This window comes from Thiomicrorhabdus sp. Kp2 (assembly GCF_000478585.1).
Lineage (GTDB): Bacteria > Pseudomonadota > Gammaproteobacteria > Thiomicrospirales > Thiomicrospiraceae > Thiomicrorhabdus.
The window spans coordinates 1,724,870-1,742,429 of sequence record NZ_ARWI01000001.1; the positions used below are offsets into that span (position 1 = coordinate 1,724,870).

General features: G+C 40.1%; 12 protein-coding genes. All 12 read left to right on the top strand.

All coding sequences use genetic code 11. The annotated features are described in order from the left end of the window. The first annotated feature begins 458 nt into the window (after nt 1–458). The 12 genes from A379_RS08010 (at nt 459) to A379_RS08065 (ending at nt 17,471) form a co-directional block, all read left to right on the top strand. Nucleotides 459–1,301 (top strand): mannosyl-3-phosphoglycerate phosphatase, encoded by an 843-nt coding sequence (locus tag A379_RS08010; RefSeq protein WP_040727361.1) that lies wholly within the window; start codon nt 459–461, stop codon nt 1,299–1,301. Between the two features lie 52 nt (nt 1,302–1,353). Further along, nucleotides 1,354–2,592, top strand: a complete 1,239-nt coding sequence (locus A379_RS08015) for a glycosyl transferase (RefSeq protein WP_040727362.1) — start codon at nt 1,354–1,356, stop codon at nt 2,590–2,592. Between the two features lie 14 nt (nt 2,593–2,606). Beyond that, entirely contained in the window at nt 2,607–4,367 is a 1,761-nt protein-coding gene (locus tag A379_RS08020; RefSeq protein WP_232744829.1) for a sugar phosphorylase, read from the top strand. 35 nt (nt 4,368–4,402) lie between these two features. Then, nucleotides 4,403–5,860 carry a decarboxylating NADP(+)-dependent phosphogluconate dehydrogenase gene (gene gnd / locus A379_RS08025; RefSeq protein ID WP_040727365.1) on the top strand — a complete coding sequence of 486 codons (1,458 nt, stop codon included), beginning with the start codon at nt 4,403–4,405 and terminating at the stop codon, nt 5,858–5,860. A 2-nt stretch (nt 5,861–5,862) separates the two neighbouring features. Further along, on the top strand, nt 5,863–7,347 hold the full coding sequence (gene zwf, locus A379_RS08030) for a glucose-6-phosphate dehydrogenase (protein WP_040727367.1): 1,485 nt from the start codon (nt 5,863–5,865) through the stop codon (nt 7,345–7,347). A gap of 9 nt (nt 7,348–7,356) precedes the next feature. After that, nucleotides 7,357–8,085, top strand: a complete 729-nt coding sequence (pgl, locus tag A379_RS08035) for a 6-phosphogluconolactonase (RefSeq protein ID WP_040727369.1) — start codon at nt 7,357–7,359, stop codon at nt 8,083–8,085. 160 nt (nt 8,086–8,245) lie between these two features. Continuing rightward, on the top strand, nt 8,246–10,450 hold the full coding sequence (locus A379_RS08040; RefSeq protein WP_040727371.1) for an HAD family hydrolase: 2,205 nt from the start codon (nt 8,246–8,248) through the stop codon (nt 10,448–10,450). Next, nucleotides 10,447–11,310, top strand: coding sequence for an HAD-IIB family hydrolase (locus tag A379_RS08045; protein WP_040727372.1), 864 nt, complete (start codon nt 10,447–10,449; stop codon nt 11,308–11,310). Before A379_RS08040 ends, A379_RS08045 begins: the two co-directional genes overlap by 4 nt. Next, nucleotides 11,294–12,202, top strand: coding sequence for a PfkB family carbohydrate kinase (locus A379_RS08050; RefSeq protein WP_040727374.1), 909 nt, complete (start codon nt 11,294–11,296; stop codon nt 12,200–12,202). Before A379_RS08045 ends, A379_RS08050 begins: the two co-directional genes overlap by 17 nt. 16 nt (nt 12,203–12,218) lie before the next feature. Next, a complete protein-coding gene (locus tag A379_RS08055; protein ID WP_040727375.1) occupies nt 12,219–14,174 on the top strand; it encodes an alpha-amylase family glycosyl hydrolase in 1,956 nt (651 codons plus the stop codon). A 589-nt stretch (nt 14,175–14,763) separates the two neighbouring features. After that, nucleotides 14,764–16,725 (top strand): TolC family protein, encoded by a 1,962-nt coding sequence (locus A379_RS08060; protein ID WP_081696376.1) that lies wholly within the window; start codon nt 14,764–14,766, stop codon nt 16,723–16,725. Between the two features lie 2 nt (nt 16,726–16,727). Beyond that, nucleotides 16,728–17,471 carry an efflux RND transporter periplasmic adaptor subunit gene (locus tag A379_RS08065; RefSeq protein WP_051145095.1) on the top strand — a complete coding sequence of 248 codons (744 nt, stop codon included), beginning with the start codon at nt 16,728–16,730 and terminating at the stop codon, nt 17,469–17,471. Nucleotides 17,472–17,560 lie beyond the last annotated feature (89 nt).

Sequence of the window (17,560 nt, forward strand, 5' to 3'; positions counted from 1 at the left end):
CCTCGTTTTTTAGGCATTTAGCAATAAGGGCGTAATTTGTGATTAAATTATTACATTTCAATAGGATAGGGTCTTTTTGTGAGTTGTTGTCTGCAGGGTCTTGTCTGAGTAAGGTGCTTTACGCACCATATTGGTGAGAGGAAGGAGGGGTTTAGGTCTGTTTGATTAAGATTTTTTGCGTTTTTATCAAGATAAGGTTTCAGTTAGTTCACATTAATTATGTGTTTTAATTGCTGTTATATAGACTCTATTTAAAAGTTTAATAAGTATTTAACTTATTGTTTTAGATATATTAATTAAGATATTCTTTTTAAGAAACAAGGTCTTTTTGGTGGGAGTTAATTAGGATGTATAAAAATTCATTGGCACAATGATTGCATTAACTCTATTAGTATTGAGTTGAAGTTATGAAGTTAAATTTTGAATTTGAAACGTTGTCGAAAAGCAAAGGCGCCTAGATGAGAAAGTTGTTATTTACCGATTTAGACGGTTCCTTATTAGACCATCACGATTATGACTACTCACCTGCGTTACCCGCCATAAACGCTTTGCAAACTCAACACGTTCCTTGGGTTTTGACTACCAGTAAAACGGCAGAAGAGGTGATTGATATTCGTAATGAATTACATAACAAATACCCTTTTATTGTTGAAAATGGCGCAGGTATTTTTTGGCCTAAAGGGAGTATGCAGTTTACAGAGGTTTTTCGCAAAGATTGGTTGCAAAACATCGAAATTTCGCAATGGAAAGAGAGTTATGACTACATTAGTCTAAACTCGGTTTTAATGTCAGAGATGTTGACTTTGGCTCAGGCTATGAGAAAAAAGTTTCATTTTATTTGTACTGGCTTTTCTGAAATGAGTGTGCAACAGGTTTCTGATTGTACAGGCTTGAGCTTAGAGCAAGCGGCAAAGGCCAAGCAGCGTCACTTTTCTGAACCTCTGCTTTGGCAAGATACCGAAGAGCGTTTACAGCAGTTTATGGCTCTTTTGAAACCTTATGGTTTGCAACTCATAAAAGGTGGGCGATTTGTGCATCTAATGGGGTTGAGTAATAAGGGTTTGGCACTACGATTTTTAACAGATTATTATCACCAGGCCTGGCAAGAACCGATTGAGACCATGGCCTTGGGTGATGGTAATAACGATATTCCTTTATTAGAGGCGAGTGATTACCCCGTTGTGATTCGCTCTCCCGTTAATCCGCCACCCGTGGTGGAGCACGATAGGGTCATTGTGACCAAAGAGTATGGGCCTAAAGGCTGGAATCAAGCCGTTTTAAATTGGTTAGAAACGGCTTGATAGTTTAAAAAATTAACGAATATCCAAACCCCAACGGTGGGAAGGAGCAAGTATGGATTTTTATCAGAACGGCATTATCACCACATTACATAATTTAGTGGATAGACCTATCGAGGATATGGAAGCTGACTTATTAAAGTACAGTAAACAAAGGCCTTTAGGCTTGATTTTGCCAAGCTTATATTCTGAACTGCAAACGCCCGCCCTTGCCAAAATTGTTGAAGAGTTAAAGTCGGTTCCTTATTTGGAAGAGATAGTGGTGGGTTTAGATAGAGCCAATGAGGCTGAGTATCGCCATGCTTTAGAGTATTTTTCAGTGTTACCGCAAGACGTTAAAGTCATTTGGAACGATGGTCCACGCATGAAAGCCATTCACAAGAAGTTGGTTGATGAAGGCATCGCTCCAGAAGCACCAGGCAAAGGGCGAAATGTCTGGTATATGATTGGTTATGTTTTAGGTTCAGATAGAGTTGAATCGGTCGCTTTACACGATTGTGATATTGTCACTTATGAACGTTCATTATTGGCACGATTGATCTATCCCGTGGCCAATCCACAATTTAACTATGCGTTTGCCAAGGGTTTTTATACCCGTATTGCCAATCAAACCATGAATGGACGAGTGACCCGTTTACTGGTTACGCCACTGATACGTGCATTGCAAAAAACCGCTGGAGAGCAAAATGAACGAGCCGACGAATATCTAAGTCATATCGACTCCTATCGTTACCCGTTAGCAGGGGAGTTTGCTTTTAGAGCTGGGGTGATTTCGGATTTACGCATCCCTTCGGATTGGGGGCTTGAGATTGGCGTGCTTTCGGAGATGAAACGAAACATCAGTTCTAACCGTATTTGCCAAGTAGATATTGCCGATATTTACGACCATAAACACCAAGACTTATCAGCCGATGACGCCCAAAAAGGTTTATCTAAAATGTCGATTGATATTGCTAAGGCGTTTTACCGTAAGTTAGCTGCGGAAGGTGTCACCTTTACCACAGAGGGCTTTAGAACCTTAAAAGCGACTTATTACCGAATTGCCCTAGACCTAATTGAGTCTTACCGTAATGATGCGATTATGAATGGCTTAGAGTTGGATGTGCATAAAGAAGAAATTGCAGTAGAGATGTTCTGTGAGAATATTATTAAAGCGGGTCAACACTTTTTAGAAGCGCCAATGGAAACGCCATTTATTCCATCGTGGAACCGAGTTTCATCGGCTTTTCCAGATATTTTGCAAGAGATTACCGAAGCGGTTGAAGCCGATATGCAAGAGTATCAATCTAAATAAAGAAGGGGGCTTCTATGCCAATGTCATCATGTCCATCTGCGGTCGCTTACTCTGCACTGATTGAGCGAATTACTCCATTAGTGCAGGCGCTCTATCCCGATCAAGATACGGCTGAATTGGCAGAGAAGTTTATCGAGATAACTGGCATTGATAAAACATCTTGCCAGTTACCTATGTCGCACCAGTCACATTGGGATGAGCAAGATATTATGCTCATTACTTATGGCGATTCTATTCTTAAGAGTGGCGAAAAACCCCTGAAAACCTTAAAAAACACTTTAGACACTTACTTAAAAGAGAGTGTCTCAATGGTGCATATTTTGCCCTATTACCCTTATACCTCTGATGGTGGTTTTGCGGTATCGGATTATGAATCCATTAACCCTGATTTAGGGTCTTGGTCTGATATCACAGAGATTAGCCAAGACTATAAAATCATGGCAGACTTAGTGATTAACCACTGTTCAAGTGAACACCCCTGGTTTAAGGCTTTTGAGGCGGGTGATCCAAAGTATGAAAACTATTTTGTGCAAGCCAGTCCAACCGAAGATTTATCAGCGGTGGTTCGCCCACGTACGACTCCTTTATTGAGAATTACCCATACCACCGAGGGTGAAAAATACGTTTGGTGTACCTTTAGTCACGATCAGATTGATTTAAATTTCGCTAACCCAGATGTGTTTTTAGAGGTCATGCGTTTGATTTCTATGTACATCGATAAAGGTGCAAGTATTTTTAGATTAGATGCCATTGGCTTTTTATGGAAAATTATTGGCACATCTTGTATTCACCTGCCTGAAACTCATCAAGCGATTCAATTAATGCGTGCTTTAATTGAGTACCGTTTGCCTGAGGCGATTATTATCACAGAAACTAATGTGCCTAAACGTGAAAACCTCACCTATTTTGGTAATGCCAATGAAGCGCACATGGTTTATAACTTCTCCTTGCCACCGCTATTAATTAATGCCTTACTTACTGGTTCAGCCAAACATTTAAAATCTTGGTTAATGACTATGCCGCCTGCGCAAATGGGCACCACTTTTTTAAACTTTATTGCCAGTCATGATGGTATTGGTGTCAGGCCTGCCGAGGGGATTCTTGATCCAGAAGAGCTGCAAAATATGATTCATGCCTTACAATCGTTTGGTGCAAGAGTCTCTTGGCGTGCGGGTTTAAACGGTGAAAAACACCCGTATGAGATTAATATTGCTTTAATTGATGCCTTTAAGGGCACGGCTGATGGTGTGGATGAGTATCAGGTAGAACGTATGTTATGCGCTCATGCGATTGCCATCGCTTTGGAAGGTGTTCCAGCGATTTATGTGCATTCTTTCTTTGCCACTGAAAATGATTATGACATGTTAGAAAAAACAGAGCATAATCGTGATATAAATCGTCATAAATGGCAGTTTGATGAGTTGCAGCCTTTGCTTGAGGATTCCAACACCTTAAATTCCCGTGTTTTAAGTGGTTTAAGTCGTTTGATTCATTTACGTAAACAGCATGCGGCTTTCCATCCAAATGCCACGCAATTCACTTTGCATTTACCTGATGAGCTGTTTGGTTTCTGGCGACAAAGTTTGATGCGTCATCAAAGTATTTTTGTGATTAATAATGTCACGAATCGGTCACAAACATTAAGTTTGGCACAATTAAACTTAATAGATATGGATGAGTGGAAAGAGATTATTAGCGACCAAATGATTACCGATTTATATGGTGAAATGACGTTAGCCCCCTATCAAACGGTTTGGATTACCAACCGTTTTTAATTAAAAATTACCCAGAATTGAATAAGGAAGAGAGTATGTCAGCTGCAGATATTGGTTTAATTGGCCTTGCCGTGATGGGACAAAACTTGGTTTTGAATATGGCGGAGCATGGCTTTCATGTTTGTGTGTATAACCGCTCAGAGCAAAAAACCAATGAGTTTATTGAAAAGCGTGCACAAGGTTTTCCAATTAGCGCGGCTTATTCCTTAAAAGAGTTAGTGGATTCTCTTGCGGCGCCTCGAAAAGTCATGTTAATGGTTAAAGCGGGTGACGTGGTTGACGCGTTTATTGAACAGCTCGTCCCGTTATTGGATGAAGGCGATATTATCATTGATGGTGGTAACTCTTTATACATCGATTCAAACCGTAGAACCAAAGCCCTAGCCGAAAAAGGTATTTTATTTATTGGTACGGGGGTTTCTGGGGGCGAAGAGGGTGCGCGTTTTGGACCATCCATTATGCCAGGCGGAAATAACCAGGCCTGGGAAAGTGTCAAACCCATCTTTCAAGCGATTGCGGCTAAATCAGGTAACGAGGCTTGTTGTGATTGGGTGGGGGATGATGGTGCTGGTCACTATGTGAAAATGGTCCACAATGGGATTGAATATGGTGACATGCAGCTTATTTCAGAAGCTTATCAGCTAATGCGCGAAGGTTTGGGTATGAGTGCAGATGAATGCCAAGCCGTCTTTGCTGATTGGAATAAAGGGGTTTTAGACTCTTATTTAATTGAAATTACCGCAGAAATCTTAACTTTTAAAGATAAAGATGGTGAGCCGTTAGTCGATAAAATTTTAGATGCCGCAGGCCAAAAAGGTACTGGTAAATGGACTGGAATTAGCTCATTAGAGTTAGGGATCCCTGTGACCTTGATTACCGAATCGGTTTACGCACGTTGTTTATCGGCCTTAAAAACAGAACGTGTACAGGCCTCTAAAATTTACCCAAGAACGGTCGCCACAAAAACCTATTCATCAGAAGAAAAACAAGCCATTATCGCTTCAATTCACGATGCGCTTTATGCTTCAAAAATTATCTCTTACGCCCAAGGCTACATGTTAATGGCTGAAGCGGCTAAAGCCTATAGTTGGGACTTAAATTACGGTGGCATTGCGCTTATGTGGCGTGGTGGTTGCATTATTAGAAGCCGTTTTTTAGAAGAGATTAAACACGCTTATGAAAAACAACCAGGCCTGGCAAACTTACTGCAAGCCCCCTTCTTTGAAAACGCAATTAAAGCCGCTGAAAGCCATTGGCGAAAAGCGGTGGTGTTTGGTATTGAACAGCAAATCCCAACCCCAACTTTAAGCTCGGCCTTAGCGTTTTTTGATGGTTACCGCAGTGAGGTTGTGCCTGCTAATTTATTGCAAGCACAGCGTGATTATTTTGGTGCTCATACTTACGAGCGTGTAGATGCTCCACGTGGAGAGTTTTTTCATACCGACTGGATTCAATCTGGCGGTAATGTTAGCTCTACAACGTATGAGGTTTAATCATGGTTGAACCTTGTACATATGTGGTATTTGGTGCAACTGGGAATTTATCTCTTACCAAATTAATGCCTGCTTTTTACCACTTAGAATGCGTGGGTCGTTTGCCAGATGGTATGCGTATTGTGGCAATTGGTCGCAGAGAGTGGCGTCTTGAAGATTTATTGACTGAAATTAAAAAGTACATTGAACCTGTTGCCCGTGGAGGTATTAATCATGCTATTTTTAAAGCTTTTGCCTCGCGTATGGACTACGTGCAAATGGATATTTCGAGTGCTGAATGTTATAAAAATTTAGCAACAACGTTAGCAGAGCCAAAATTTTCTTCCAAAATGGCTTTTTATTTATCGCTAGGGCCAGATATGTTTGGCCAAGTAACCCATGAACTTAAAGAGCATGGTTTATTAGATGAATCGAATGGTTGGAAACGTGTGGTTCTTGAAAAGCCGTTTGGGTATGACGTAGAAAGTGCTGCGGCACTGCAAAATAAAATCAGTAAAGCGTTATCTGAAGAGCAGACTTACCGTATTGACCATTATCTTGGCAAAGGTATGGTGCAAAATGTGATGGTTTTTCGTTTTGCCAATGCACTGATGGAACCCTTATGGAACCGAAATACCATTGACCATATTCAGATAACCCATGCCGAAGACAAATGTGTGGGAACTCGTGCTGGTTATTACGACCATAGTGGTGCTTTGCGTGACATGATTCAAAGTCATCTTTTACAGCTATTGGCGTTGGTTGCGATGGAGCCTCCTGCCTCTATGGATGCCGAATCTTTGCGTGATGAAAAGGTAAAGCTGCTTAAATCGATTCGCCCTATTAAAAAGAAACAGGTCAAAGGTCAAGCGTATCGTGCTCAATATGCCGAGGGTATTATTCATGGCAACCAAGTGCACAGCTATTTAGATGAGCCTGGTGTGGCCGAAGATTCGGTCACCGAGACCTATGCGGCTTTAAAACTCTATATTGATAATTGGCGTTGGGAAGGTGTGCCTTTCTACATTCAGACGGGTAAAAACATGAAGCAGTCTAAAACCTTGGTTTCAATCTGTTTTAAACATCCGCCTAAACAATTCTTCCGTGATTCACAGGTTAAAAAAATGGAGCCTAACTGGATTGTGTTTGGTATTCAGCCGAATGAGTCTATTAAAATCGAGATGATTGCCAAACAACCAGGCCTGGAAATTAATACCGAACAGATTAGTTTGGATGCGGCCATGAAATACGATGAAAATTCAAAAATCGATGCCTATGAAGAACTGTTATTAGATGTTATTAAAGGCGATAGGTCACTGTTCTTACGTTTTGATGAAGTCAAAGCGGCTTGGGATGTGGTTGATCCCGTTTTGTCTGAGTGGGCAAATCAAACGGATTATATTGATACGTACGCATCAGGCAGTTGGGGGCCTGAAGGTTCACATAAACTGTTTGATGATAACGAACAATATTGGCGTACCTATATTAATCCACACTGTAAAGAGTAGGCTTGCCATATGAGTTCATCTTTACCTGAAAATTGGCAAGTCTTCGATAACAGTGAAGCTCTTGCCCAGCAATGCGTAGAAGAAATTCTGCAAATTGCGGATAGGGCGATTCAAAAATATGGTGCTTTTCATTTTATTACGGCAGGCGGTTCTACACCAAACCGTTGTTATCAATTATTAGCGGAACGCCATGCCGATTGGAAAAACTGGCATATCTATATGGGGGATGAACGCGTTTTGCCGTTTAATCACTCGGAACGCAATTCCCAGGCTTTGCTCTCTCACTGGTTGAGCAATAATGATATACCCGTTAAAAATATTCATTTTATGAATACCGAAGCGGGTGCTGAAAAATCCGCTAAGGCTTATGCGAACTTACTTGCGTCAGTAGACCATTTTGATGTGTGTTTATTGGGTATGGGTGAAGATGGCCATACCGCCAGCCTGTTTCCTGGGCACGATGGAAGTGAAACTGTTCAACAGGTCTTTTCAGAATCTAATGGCAGTCAGGTCGCCCCTATTATTATAGAAAACGATTCTCCTAAGCCGCCTTCTCAACGAGTGAGTTTAAGTTACTCAGCCTTTAATCAGTGTGATTTAGTGATTAAATTGATTACAGGAGAGTCTAAGCGTAATGCTATAAGTGCCTGGCTCACAGAAGAGGCCAAGCTTCCCATTAAACAGGTTCAAGGCAAACACACTAAGGTGTATCTTAGCCAAGAGTCATTACCTTTTTAAGCCTCTTTGTATTTGATTTCTCTTTTAAAATCCACAAGTTAATCACTTAAATCTTAGAATCCTATTTTAGAGTATGTTATAAATGAGGGAGCTAAAATTCAAATAACCTTTTAACCCATTGATTTCTGAGCCAACAAGAATTGTCAATAAAGTGAAAAGTATGAACGAACAGCAAACTGATGTGTATATCTCTCTTATTAGTGTTCACGGCCTTTTCCGTGGTAATAATCTCGAATTAGGTAGAGACGCGGATACAGGAGGCCAAACTCTCTATGTTTTAGAGCTCGCTCAGGCTCTATCAGAAAGACCCGAAGTGGGTAAAGTAGAGCTTTTTACGCGTTTAGTAAAAGATAGCTCTGTTGATGCAGACTACGCCCAACCCATTGAAAAAATAAACGATAAACTCTCAATTATTAGAATCGAAGCGGGTCCAGAAGAGTATATATTCAAAGAGCAGTTGTGGGATTATCTGGATACGTTTGCTGATAATATGATGGACTATTTTCGGCATCAAAATCATTACCCCGATATTATTCACAGCCACTATGCCGACGCAGGTTATGTGGGAAGCCAGTTAGCCAATCAATTATCTATTCCGCTTATTCATACGGGGCATTCATTAGGGCGCGTTAAGCGTGCTAGACTGTTTGCCAATGGTGTGCCGTCCGAAGAGATTGAAAGCCAGTACAATATGTCCAGGCGTATTGATGCCGAAGAGCATGTATTGGCTACCGCAGAAAGGGTGATTACCAGCACTCATCAAGAGATTGAAGAGCAGTATGAAATTTATGATTTCTATCAACCAGAGCAAATGCGGGTTATTCCTCCAGGAACAAATTTAGCCCAATTTCAGCCACCATATGGCGATGAGTTAACCTCAAAACTTTATCAACAATTAACCTACTCTTTGGTTGATTCGCAAAAACCAATTATTTTGGCTTTATCAAGACCCGACCCTCGCAAAAATATTGCCGCTTTAATTGAGGCTTATGGTCAATCGCCCGAGCTACAACAACAAGCCAATTTATTGATTATTGCAGGTAACCGCGATGATGTAGAAGATTTGGAGTCAGGAGCGCAACAGGTCTTTCATGAAATCTGGGCGATGATTGACCGTTATGATTTATATGGCAAGGTCTCTTTGCCAAAACATCATAGTCGTAATGATGTCGCCTTTATTTATCGCATTGCGGCAGCGTCAGGGGGTGTGTTTGTTAACCCCGCCTTAACAGAACCGTTTGGTTTAACTTTAATTGAAGCGACTGCATCTGGTTTGCCTATTGTTGCAACAGAAGATGGTGGGCCAAGAGATATTATAGAGAATTGCCAGAATGGCATTCTTATTGACCCATTAGAACCACGAACAATTACCCAGGCATTGCTTGAGCTTTTTAAACAGCCTGAAAAGAAAAATCAAATGATTAAACATGGGTTAAGCGGTGTAGAGCAACACTATGCATGGAAAGCTCACGCAGAACGTTATTTGAATTTGATATGCCCAATTGTTAAAAATTCTGAACGGTTACCAAGAACACCGATTTCAAGACGATCAGCTCTTTATAAAGACCGTGCCTTAGTCACCAGTCTTGACCATAACCTTGTTGGAAACCCTGAAGCGTTAACTAAACTCATTGCCGTGTTAAAAGAGCACCGTAAATCAACCCTATTTATTGTTGCAACTAACAGAAGGCTTGATTCCGCTTTACGTTTACTTAAACACTACAAATTGCCTGAACCTGATACTTTAATCACCAGTTCGGGAACCGAGATTTACTATGCCCCTAAACTCAATAAAGACAAATATTGGGCTAAACACATCGATTTTCACTGGGTTAGGTATAAAATTAAAGACCTGCTAGATGAACATCCAGGCCTGTATTTACAGCCAAAATCAGAGCAAGCCCCATTTAAGATTAGTTATTACCTTAATAAGGACATTACCGATCTTGACCACATCAATGGCATACTTCATCAAGAGGATGAATCGGCAAATGTTCAGCTCTCTTTTGATAAATACCTAGATATTCTGCCTATGCGAGCTTCCAAAGGAATGGCATTGCGTTATGTGGCTGACCGTTGGCAAATACCTTTAGAAAAAATACTGGTTGCAGGTGGTTCTGGTGCGGATGAAGATATGATGCGTGGTAATACTCTTGCCGTGGTAGTGGCTAACCGTCATAAGGAAGATCTCTCACAGTTGCAAGAGTTTGAGCGAATCTATTTTGCCCAGAAAAGTTATGAAGAAGGCATTTTAGAAGCGATTGAACACTATGATTTTTTTGGTAAATGTCGTCCGCCTGAAATGGAAGAAAAAGCCGAAGCTGAAAATAGTCATGCATCAGGACGCGAGCGGGAAAACGGATGAGACTGCTTCTTTGTACCGATATGGATCGCACGGTGATACCCAATGGTATGCAAAAGGAAACGAGCGGTGCGCGAGAAAGATTTGCCGATTTTTGTGGTTTGCCAACAGTGAATTTGGTTTATGTAACAGGGCGTCATCTGGCATTAATGCAGCAAGCCGTTCAAGAATATCAGTTGCCTTTAGCAGACTATGCAATCACCGATGTAGGTACACGTATTTACCAGCAAAAAGAGCAGCTGTGGCATCCTATAACCGCATGGGAAAAAGAGATTGATCAAGATTGGCGTGGGGTTGAGCCAAAACAAATCTATGATTTACTCGACTCGATACCAGGCCTGGCAAAACAAGAATCTGAAAAACAGAACGCCCATAAAATCAGTTTTTATATTGACCTACAAAAGCTTGCCGAGCAAGACTGTTTGGCTAAAGTAAATGAACGTCTAGCACCTTTAAAAATTCAAACCAATTTGATTTGGAGTATTGATGAAACCACTCATACTGGTTTGCTAGATATTTTGCCGCCCAAAGCCAATAAACTGCACGCCATTGAGTTTTTACAGCAATACTTAGGTTATCAAAACCAAGAGGTGGTTTTTGCTGGAGACAGTGGCAATGACCTTGAAGTATTAATCAGTCCAATTCAGTCCGTTTTGGTGGCGAATGCAACGCCTGAGCTAAAAAAACAAGCATTAGAACTGGTTGAAAAACGTGGTACTGGAAAACAGTTTTTTCAAGCTATAAACGCCAATAATGACAATGGAAATTACAGTTCAGGTGTCTTGCAAGGCGTGATGCACTATCTTCCTAGGTTCAAACGACACATTCATGCTTTAGGGATTAAATATGAATCAATCAACTGAAACACAAATCACCCTATTTGGCGAAGTTTTATTTGACTGTTTTAGTCATCAAGAACAGCAACAGCAAGTTCTTGGTGGAGCTCCTTTTAATATTTGTTGGCACCTGCAAGCTTTGGGCGATAATCCCGTGTTTATCTCTCGAGTAGGTAAAGATAAACTTGGTGAAAAAATTATTCAGCAAGCCCAAGATTGGGGGATTGCTACAGACAATATTCAAATAGATGAACAGCATCCAACAGGCCAGGTACAAGTGACTTTTAAGGATGATGAACCACATTACGATATCAAAATTAACAGTGCTTACGATTTCATTAATCAGTCTGAAACACAGTTGAACAATCCAAAAGGCATTCTTTACCATGGTTCACTGGCTTTAAGAAGTAACTATGCGAAAGATCAGTTTCAAAAACTCGTTCACTCTGGAGAGTGGGATATTTTTTTAGATGTCAATTTAAGAGCGCCTTGGTGGGAACAGGAAACCTTAATTTATTGGCTTAAACAAGCAAAATGGGTCAAACTGAATTTAGATGAATTGCGTGAACTTGGGTTTCAGCAATCCAATCTTGAAACCGCAATAAAAGCATTTCAAACGACGTTTGGTAATGAGCAAGTGATTGTGACTCAAGGTGCTGATGGCGTTACCGTACTGACAGCAGATGGTTTTTTTAAAGAAACGCCTGACAAAATAGAGCAATTTGTCGATACCGTTGGCGCGGGCGATGCTTTTACCGCCGTTTATATACACGGTTTAATAAAAAAATGGTCAACTCAACAAACGATCGCAACAGCACAAAGGCTAGCCAGTAAAATCATTGGTATTCGCGGTGCAACACCCAATCAAAAATCTTTTTATCAGTCATTACTACTAGCTGATTCAATACAAAATAGTTAAGAGCAGTTAAAAGCCTATGTACGAAGAAATCTCCCATTCATTATTGAACGATATCCTCAACCAAATCAAACCAGATATTTACCAAAAAGATTTACGCCATTTCTATACACGGCTTGGTGCAAACTTTTATGCCATTCATGGTTTGTTTTCTAAGCTGTATGGTAATCGCCCAGATTTTGAACAACAGGCTTTAAAACTAGTTGAAACCATGGCTCGAAAATACATTAATCGTTTAGATGATTTAAAACAGCTAGACATTGATCGTGAACGAGACCATAACTGGTTTTTACATCAAAAATGGGTGGGAATGGCGCTCTATGCGAATGGTTTTGCTAAAGACTTAAATGATATGCAAAGCCATTTAAGCTATCTGCAAGAGCTTGGTGTCAATCTGGCTCACATTATGCCCATTATGAAATGTCCAGAAGGGCAGAGTGATGGCGGCTATGCCGTCAGTGATTTTAGAGAGGTGGATAGTCGTGCTGGAACCCTAGAAGACTTACAGAATCTCTCTACAGAGATGCGTGAACGAGATATGTTGCTGGCGTTAGATGTGGTTTTAAACCACACCTCGGACGAACACGAATGGGCCGAAAAAGCCCGTGAAGGTGACCCCGTTTACCGTGATTACTATTACACCTTTGAATCTCGTAATATCCCCGATATGTTTGAGCAAAGCATGTTGGAAGTTTTTCCAGAAACCGCACCAGGAAACTTTACCTGGGATGACAAAATGCAACGTTGGGTCATGACGGTATTCAATAATTACCAATGGGATTTAAATTACAATAATCCAGCCGTTTTTATTGAAATGCTTGATGTCATTCTCTACTGGGCAAATCAAGGGGCTGATATCCTGCGTTTGGATGCCGTTGCATTCCTTTGGAAAAAACTTGGCAGTACCTGTCAAAATGAACATGAAGCTCACTTGATATTACAATTGCTTAAAGATTGTTGCCAAGTGGTTGCGCCAGGTGTTCTGTTTATTGCTGAAGCCATTGTTGCTCCCTCAGAAGTCACCAAGTATTTTGGTGAAGATGCGGTCATTGCTAAAGAGTGTGAAATCGCCTATAACGCAACTTATATGGCTTTACTTTGGGATGCCGTGGCAACTAAAAATGCCAAATTGTTAACCCAAGGTATTAAAAGCTTACCCGTTAAATTAGAGCGTGCAACCTGGTTAAACTACATTCGCTGTCACGACGATATTGGTCTAGGCTTTGATGACAAAGACATTATTCAAGCGGGTTATAATCCGCAATCGCACCGTCGTTTTTTAATTGACTATCTTACTGGACGTTATGATGACTCTCACGCTCGTGGTCTGCCTTTCGCGGAGAACTTTAAAACAGGTGACTCGCGGATTTCAGGTTCGCTTGCTTCATTAGCAGGCCTGCAATATGCGTTCTATACTGGCGACTTGGCCGCACAAGAAGATGCTGTTAAACAGATTTTGCTGCTAAATAGCATGATTTTATCTTTTGGTGGTATTCCACTACTCTACTATGGGGACGAAATTGGCACTTTAAATGATGATTCCTACCTCGATGATCCTCATAAAGTCGATGATAATCGCTGGGTTCATCGCCCCTGCATCAATTGGGAAAAAGCAGAACTTCGACATGTTACAGGAACCATTGAATATGAAATATTTAACGGAATTAAAAAGATGATTTCTGTGCGTAAAGAAGTCAATGTGTTTGCTGATTTCAATAACCGTGAATTAATCGATGTAGGAAACCCAAATTTATTTGTTTTTAGCCGATTTAATCCACAGCAGTCTAGTGACCGAGTGTTGGTTGTGGCCAACTTTAACAACCAACCACAAAAGTTAGATCTAGAAGACGTCGGTAGTTGGGGAAGTTATGATCAAGGGCAACTGTTTGACTTACAAAGCCGCCAACAACCAGAAATCTATAACAACGCCTTAGTGATTCCAGGTTTTGGCTTCTACTGGCTAAGAGAGATGTAAATAGCGCTAAAAATGATTATCGCTCATTGCGTTTTTATAACCATCGCTACTTATCTTCTGAAAGTAGCGGAAAATCGACTTTATTATCTTCACTGCGCTTAATTCTTAAGAGTCCAAACACAATAAACGGCATTACAACTTTTACCAGGCCTGGTGAATTCTTTTTGCAAACGTAATAACAGCGGTTTTTGTCTTAATTTGCTGTATTTATTTTGAATTTTTATGTTTGGGAGAATATATGCACGTTTTTACAGTTGTTAGATCTCGTTTTTTCCTAAATTTACCTAATTTGATGGTGACGGCCTATTTAACCCGCTATAAGATTAATGTACTTAGGTTGTTATATTTGCCAGGACATTTATTAATTTTGATATGGATATTAATATGTTTTATATGCATTTATTTGAGCAACTTATATTGTTTCAAAATAAGTTTTTTGCAAAAAAAGATAGGAATTGATTGAAATTATTTGACTACATAACTTAAGTTAAAGTTAAGTATTCTTATACACGTCTTTAAGTGCAATTCATTAGCAAATACTTATGAGTATCGTGTTTTTTTATAAATTTTGGGAATAGAGATGATAAAGATGTCCAAACAATTCAAAGTAAAAAATTTAATACTACTAAGCGGTATTTTTGCAGTGTTAACGGGCTGTTCGGTTTATCCCGAAAAATTCTCTCAATCTCAAATTTCTGATAAAGCAAACGAAAACTTAAATATTTTAATAAAACAAAGCCCTCCTATTATTTCCAAAATTGATTTGTCTGACGCAATTGCTCGAGCCATTAAACATAATAGAGAACATCGGCTCAAAGTGCTTGAGTCTGTATTGTCTCAAGGTCAGCTTGATATTAATAATTTCGACATGTTACCTAGTTTGGTAGCAAAAGCAGGTTATTCTGAAAGAAATAATTATGCGGCTTCTGCAAGCACGACCTTTGTGGATGGTAAACCTCAACCGTTACCGAGTCCGCCATCCTATTCAGTCTCTCAAGACAAAGCTAGCAGTACCCAAAATATTGGTTTTACCTGGGATGTTTTAGATTTTGGACTCTCTTATATTCGTGCAAAACAACAGGCAGACAGATATTTAATTGCTAAAGAGCGTGAGCGTAAGGTTGTACATAACATTGTTCAAGATGTGCGTAAGTCATATTTTCGTGCAGTTTCTGCAGAAAAGCTTCTACAAAAGATAGAACCGCTTATGAAAGAAGCATCTTCGGCATTAGCAGATGCAGAGAAGATAGAACAAGTTAGAGCGCAGTCACCCATGGAAGCGCTCTCATATCAGCGAAACCTCCTAGAGGTTTTGAGAACTTTGCAATCTCTCCGTCAGGACCTATTAACCGCTAAGACGGACTTGTCACGTTTAATGGGGGTGAAGCCAGGCCAAGCTTTTAAATTGGCAGGTTTTGACGAGTTTGCATACAAAGATATGAGTATTCCGTTTGATTTAGAGTTCATGGAAAAGGTGGCTATAGAGCAACGTCCAGAGTTGATTGAGGCGAACTATCGTGAGCGAATCACTCTTGAAGAAACAAAAGCCGCTATGGTTCGCTTATTGCCTGGAATCTCTTTGAACGCAGGTGCTTATTATGATGATAACGCCTATCTACTAAACAACGACTGGCAAGGAATTGGTGCTCAAGTTAGTTGGAATTTATTGAATGTTTTCAATGTGAACAATGTGGATAAAGTTAATGAACTTAATAAAGCCCTGGTTAAAGAGCAAGCTATTGCCAGCTCAATGGCCGTAATCTCACAGGTGCATATCTCAAATATTCGTTTTTATGAGTCTAAGAAAAATTTCAAAATTGCAGATCAATATTATGAGGTATCCAAACGCATAGGTGAACAAGCGGTAATTTCTAACCAGATGCAAAACATGGGTGAATTAGGGCTGATTCGTGAAAAAATGAATGAATTACTTGCTGAGTTACGCCGTGATGTTGCATATTCAGATATGCAAAATAGCTTTGGTGAGATATTTACCTCTATTGGCTTAGACTTAATTGATTCTGGCTATAAAAACAAAGATCTTAATATGCTTTCCAGCGAAATTGACAGCAAGATGCAAGCTTGGAAAACTGGAACCTTTACTTTTGAAGGTAGTTTAGCAGGAGAGATGACGGAATCTAAAGCAAGAGTTGCGCAAAAAAATAAGCCTGCTGTTAAAAAAGTCTCTATTGAAGAAACGGCTGGACAAAGTCAAACTGAACTTGCCGAGCCAGAAGATAAAATGGGTATAGCAGTAATCGGTTTTGATTTAGATTCGATGCAAGTGACGCAAACCGAAGAGTTAGAGCAGTACCTTAAAAAAGCAGTTGAATTAGGGTACAAGAAGGTGATTATTACGCCTTATGCTTCTAAGGATACGGACAAAGTTGATCTTCCAGAATCTTATAACCGCCGCCTTGTTATGCGTAGAGGAATGGCGGTTAAAAGATATATAGAATCCGTTGGAGTGCCGCTTTTTGTTGATATAAATATCTTGGAGGGTGACGCGATTTACAAAGAAAGAATTGCCGAAATTAAAGCAGAAAAATAACAATGATGCACATCAAAAACAAGGTTTCTGGTTTTCTATGTCTTGGTTTATGTTTGTTTCCTTGTGTGTTGTTTGCTCAATCTATGGAAGCAAGAGCTGTGGTAAAGGCGGTGGATCGAGCAGTGTTATCTGGCGAGTTAGTGTCAACGGTTGTTTCGGTACCAAAAAAAATGGGCGATTCATTTCGTAAAGGGCAAACCTTGGTCAGGCTCGATTGCCGAGTCTTTGAGGCTCAGCTCTCCAAAGTACAGTCTGAAGTTAAACTTGCAGACTTAAAACTCAAAAATGCAAAAAAATTAAATGAGTTGCGATCAATTGGTGCGCTCGACGTTGCATTGTCTGAAGCCGAGCTTGAAAAAGCGCGTGCCGAAATGCAGATTGCTAGAATTAACGCTCAACGATGTTATATCAAGGCGCCTTATGATGGAAAAGTCGTGAAAGTTTTAGTCAATGAACAAGAGCGGGCTGGTCAAGAACCTCTTATTGAAGTTATTGGTACTAAGAGGCTCCAGGCTGAAATCATTATTCCAGGAAAGTGGGTGAAAAATATCAAGCTTAATCAAAAAGTGAATTTAAGCATTGATGAAACAGGTGAAATTGTTGAGGCAAAAGTAACTGGTTTAAATCCCACAATTGATGGCGTAAGCCAAACCTTAGAGGTGAGAGCTGAACTCTTACAGACAAAGGGTATTGTAGCTGGCATGAGTGCGACTGCGGTGTTTGATGCTCCAAAAAGCATGCCGTAAGTAGCCAAAATGTTAGTGCTAAAAAATAAAAGTCATTTCGGTAATAGATAAATCCATGAAAGTTATTAGTATTTATTTGACCGAAATAA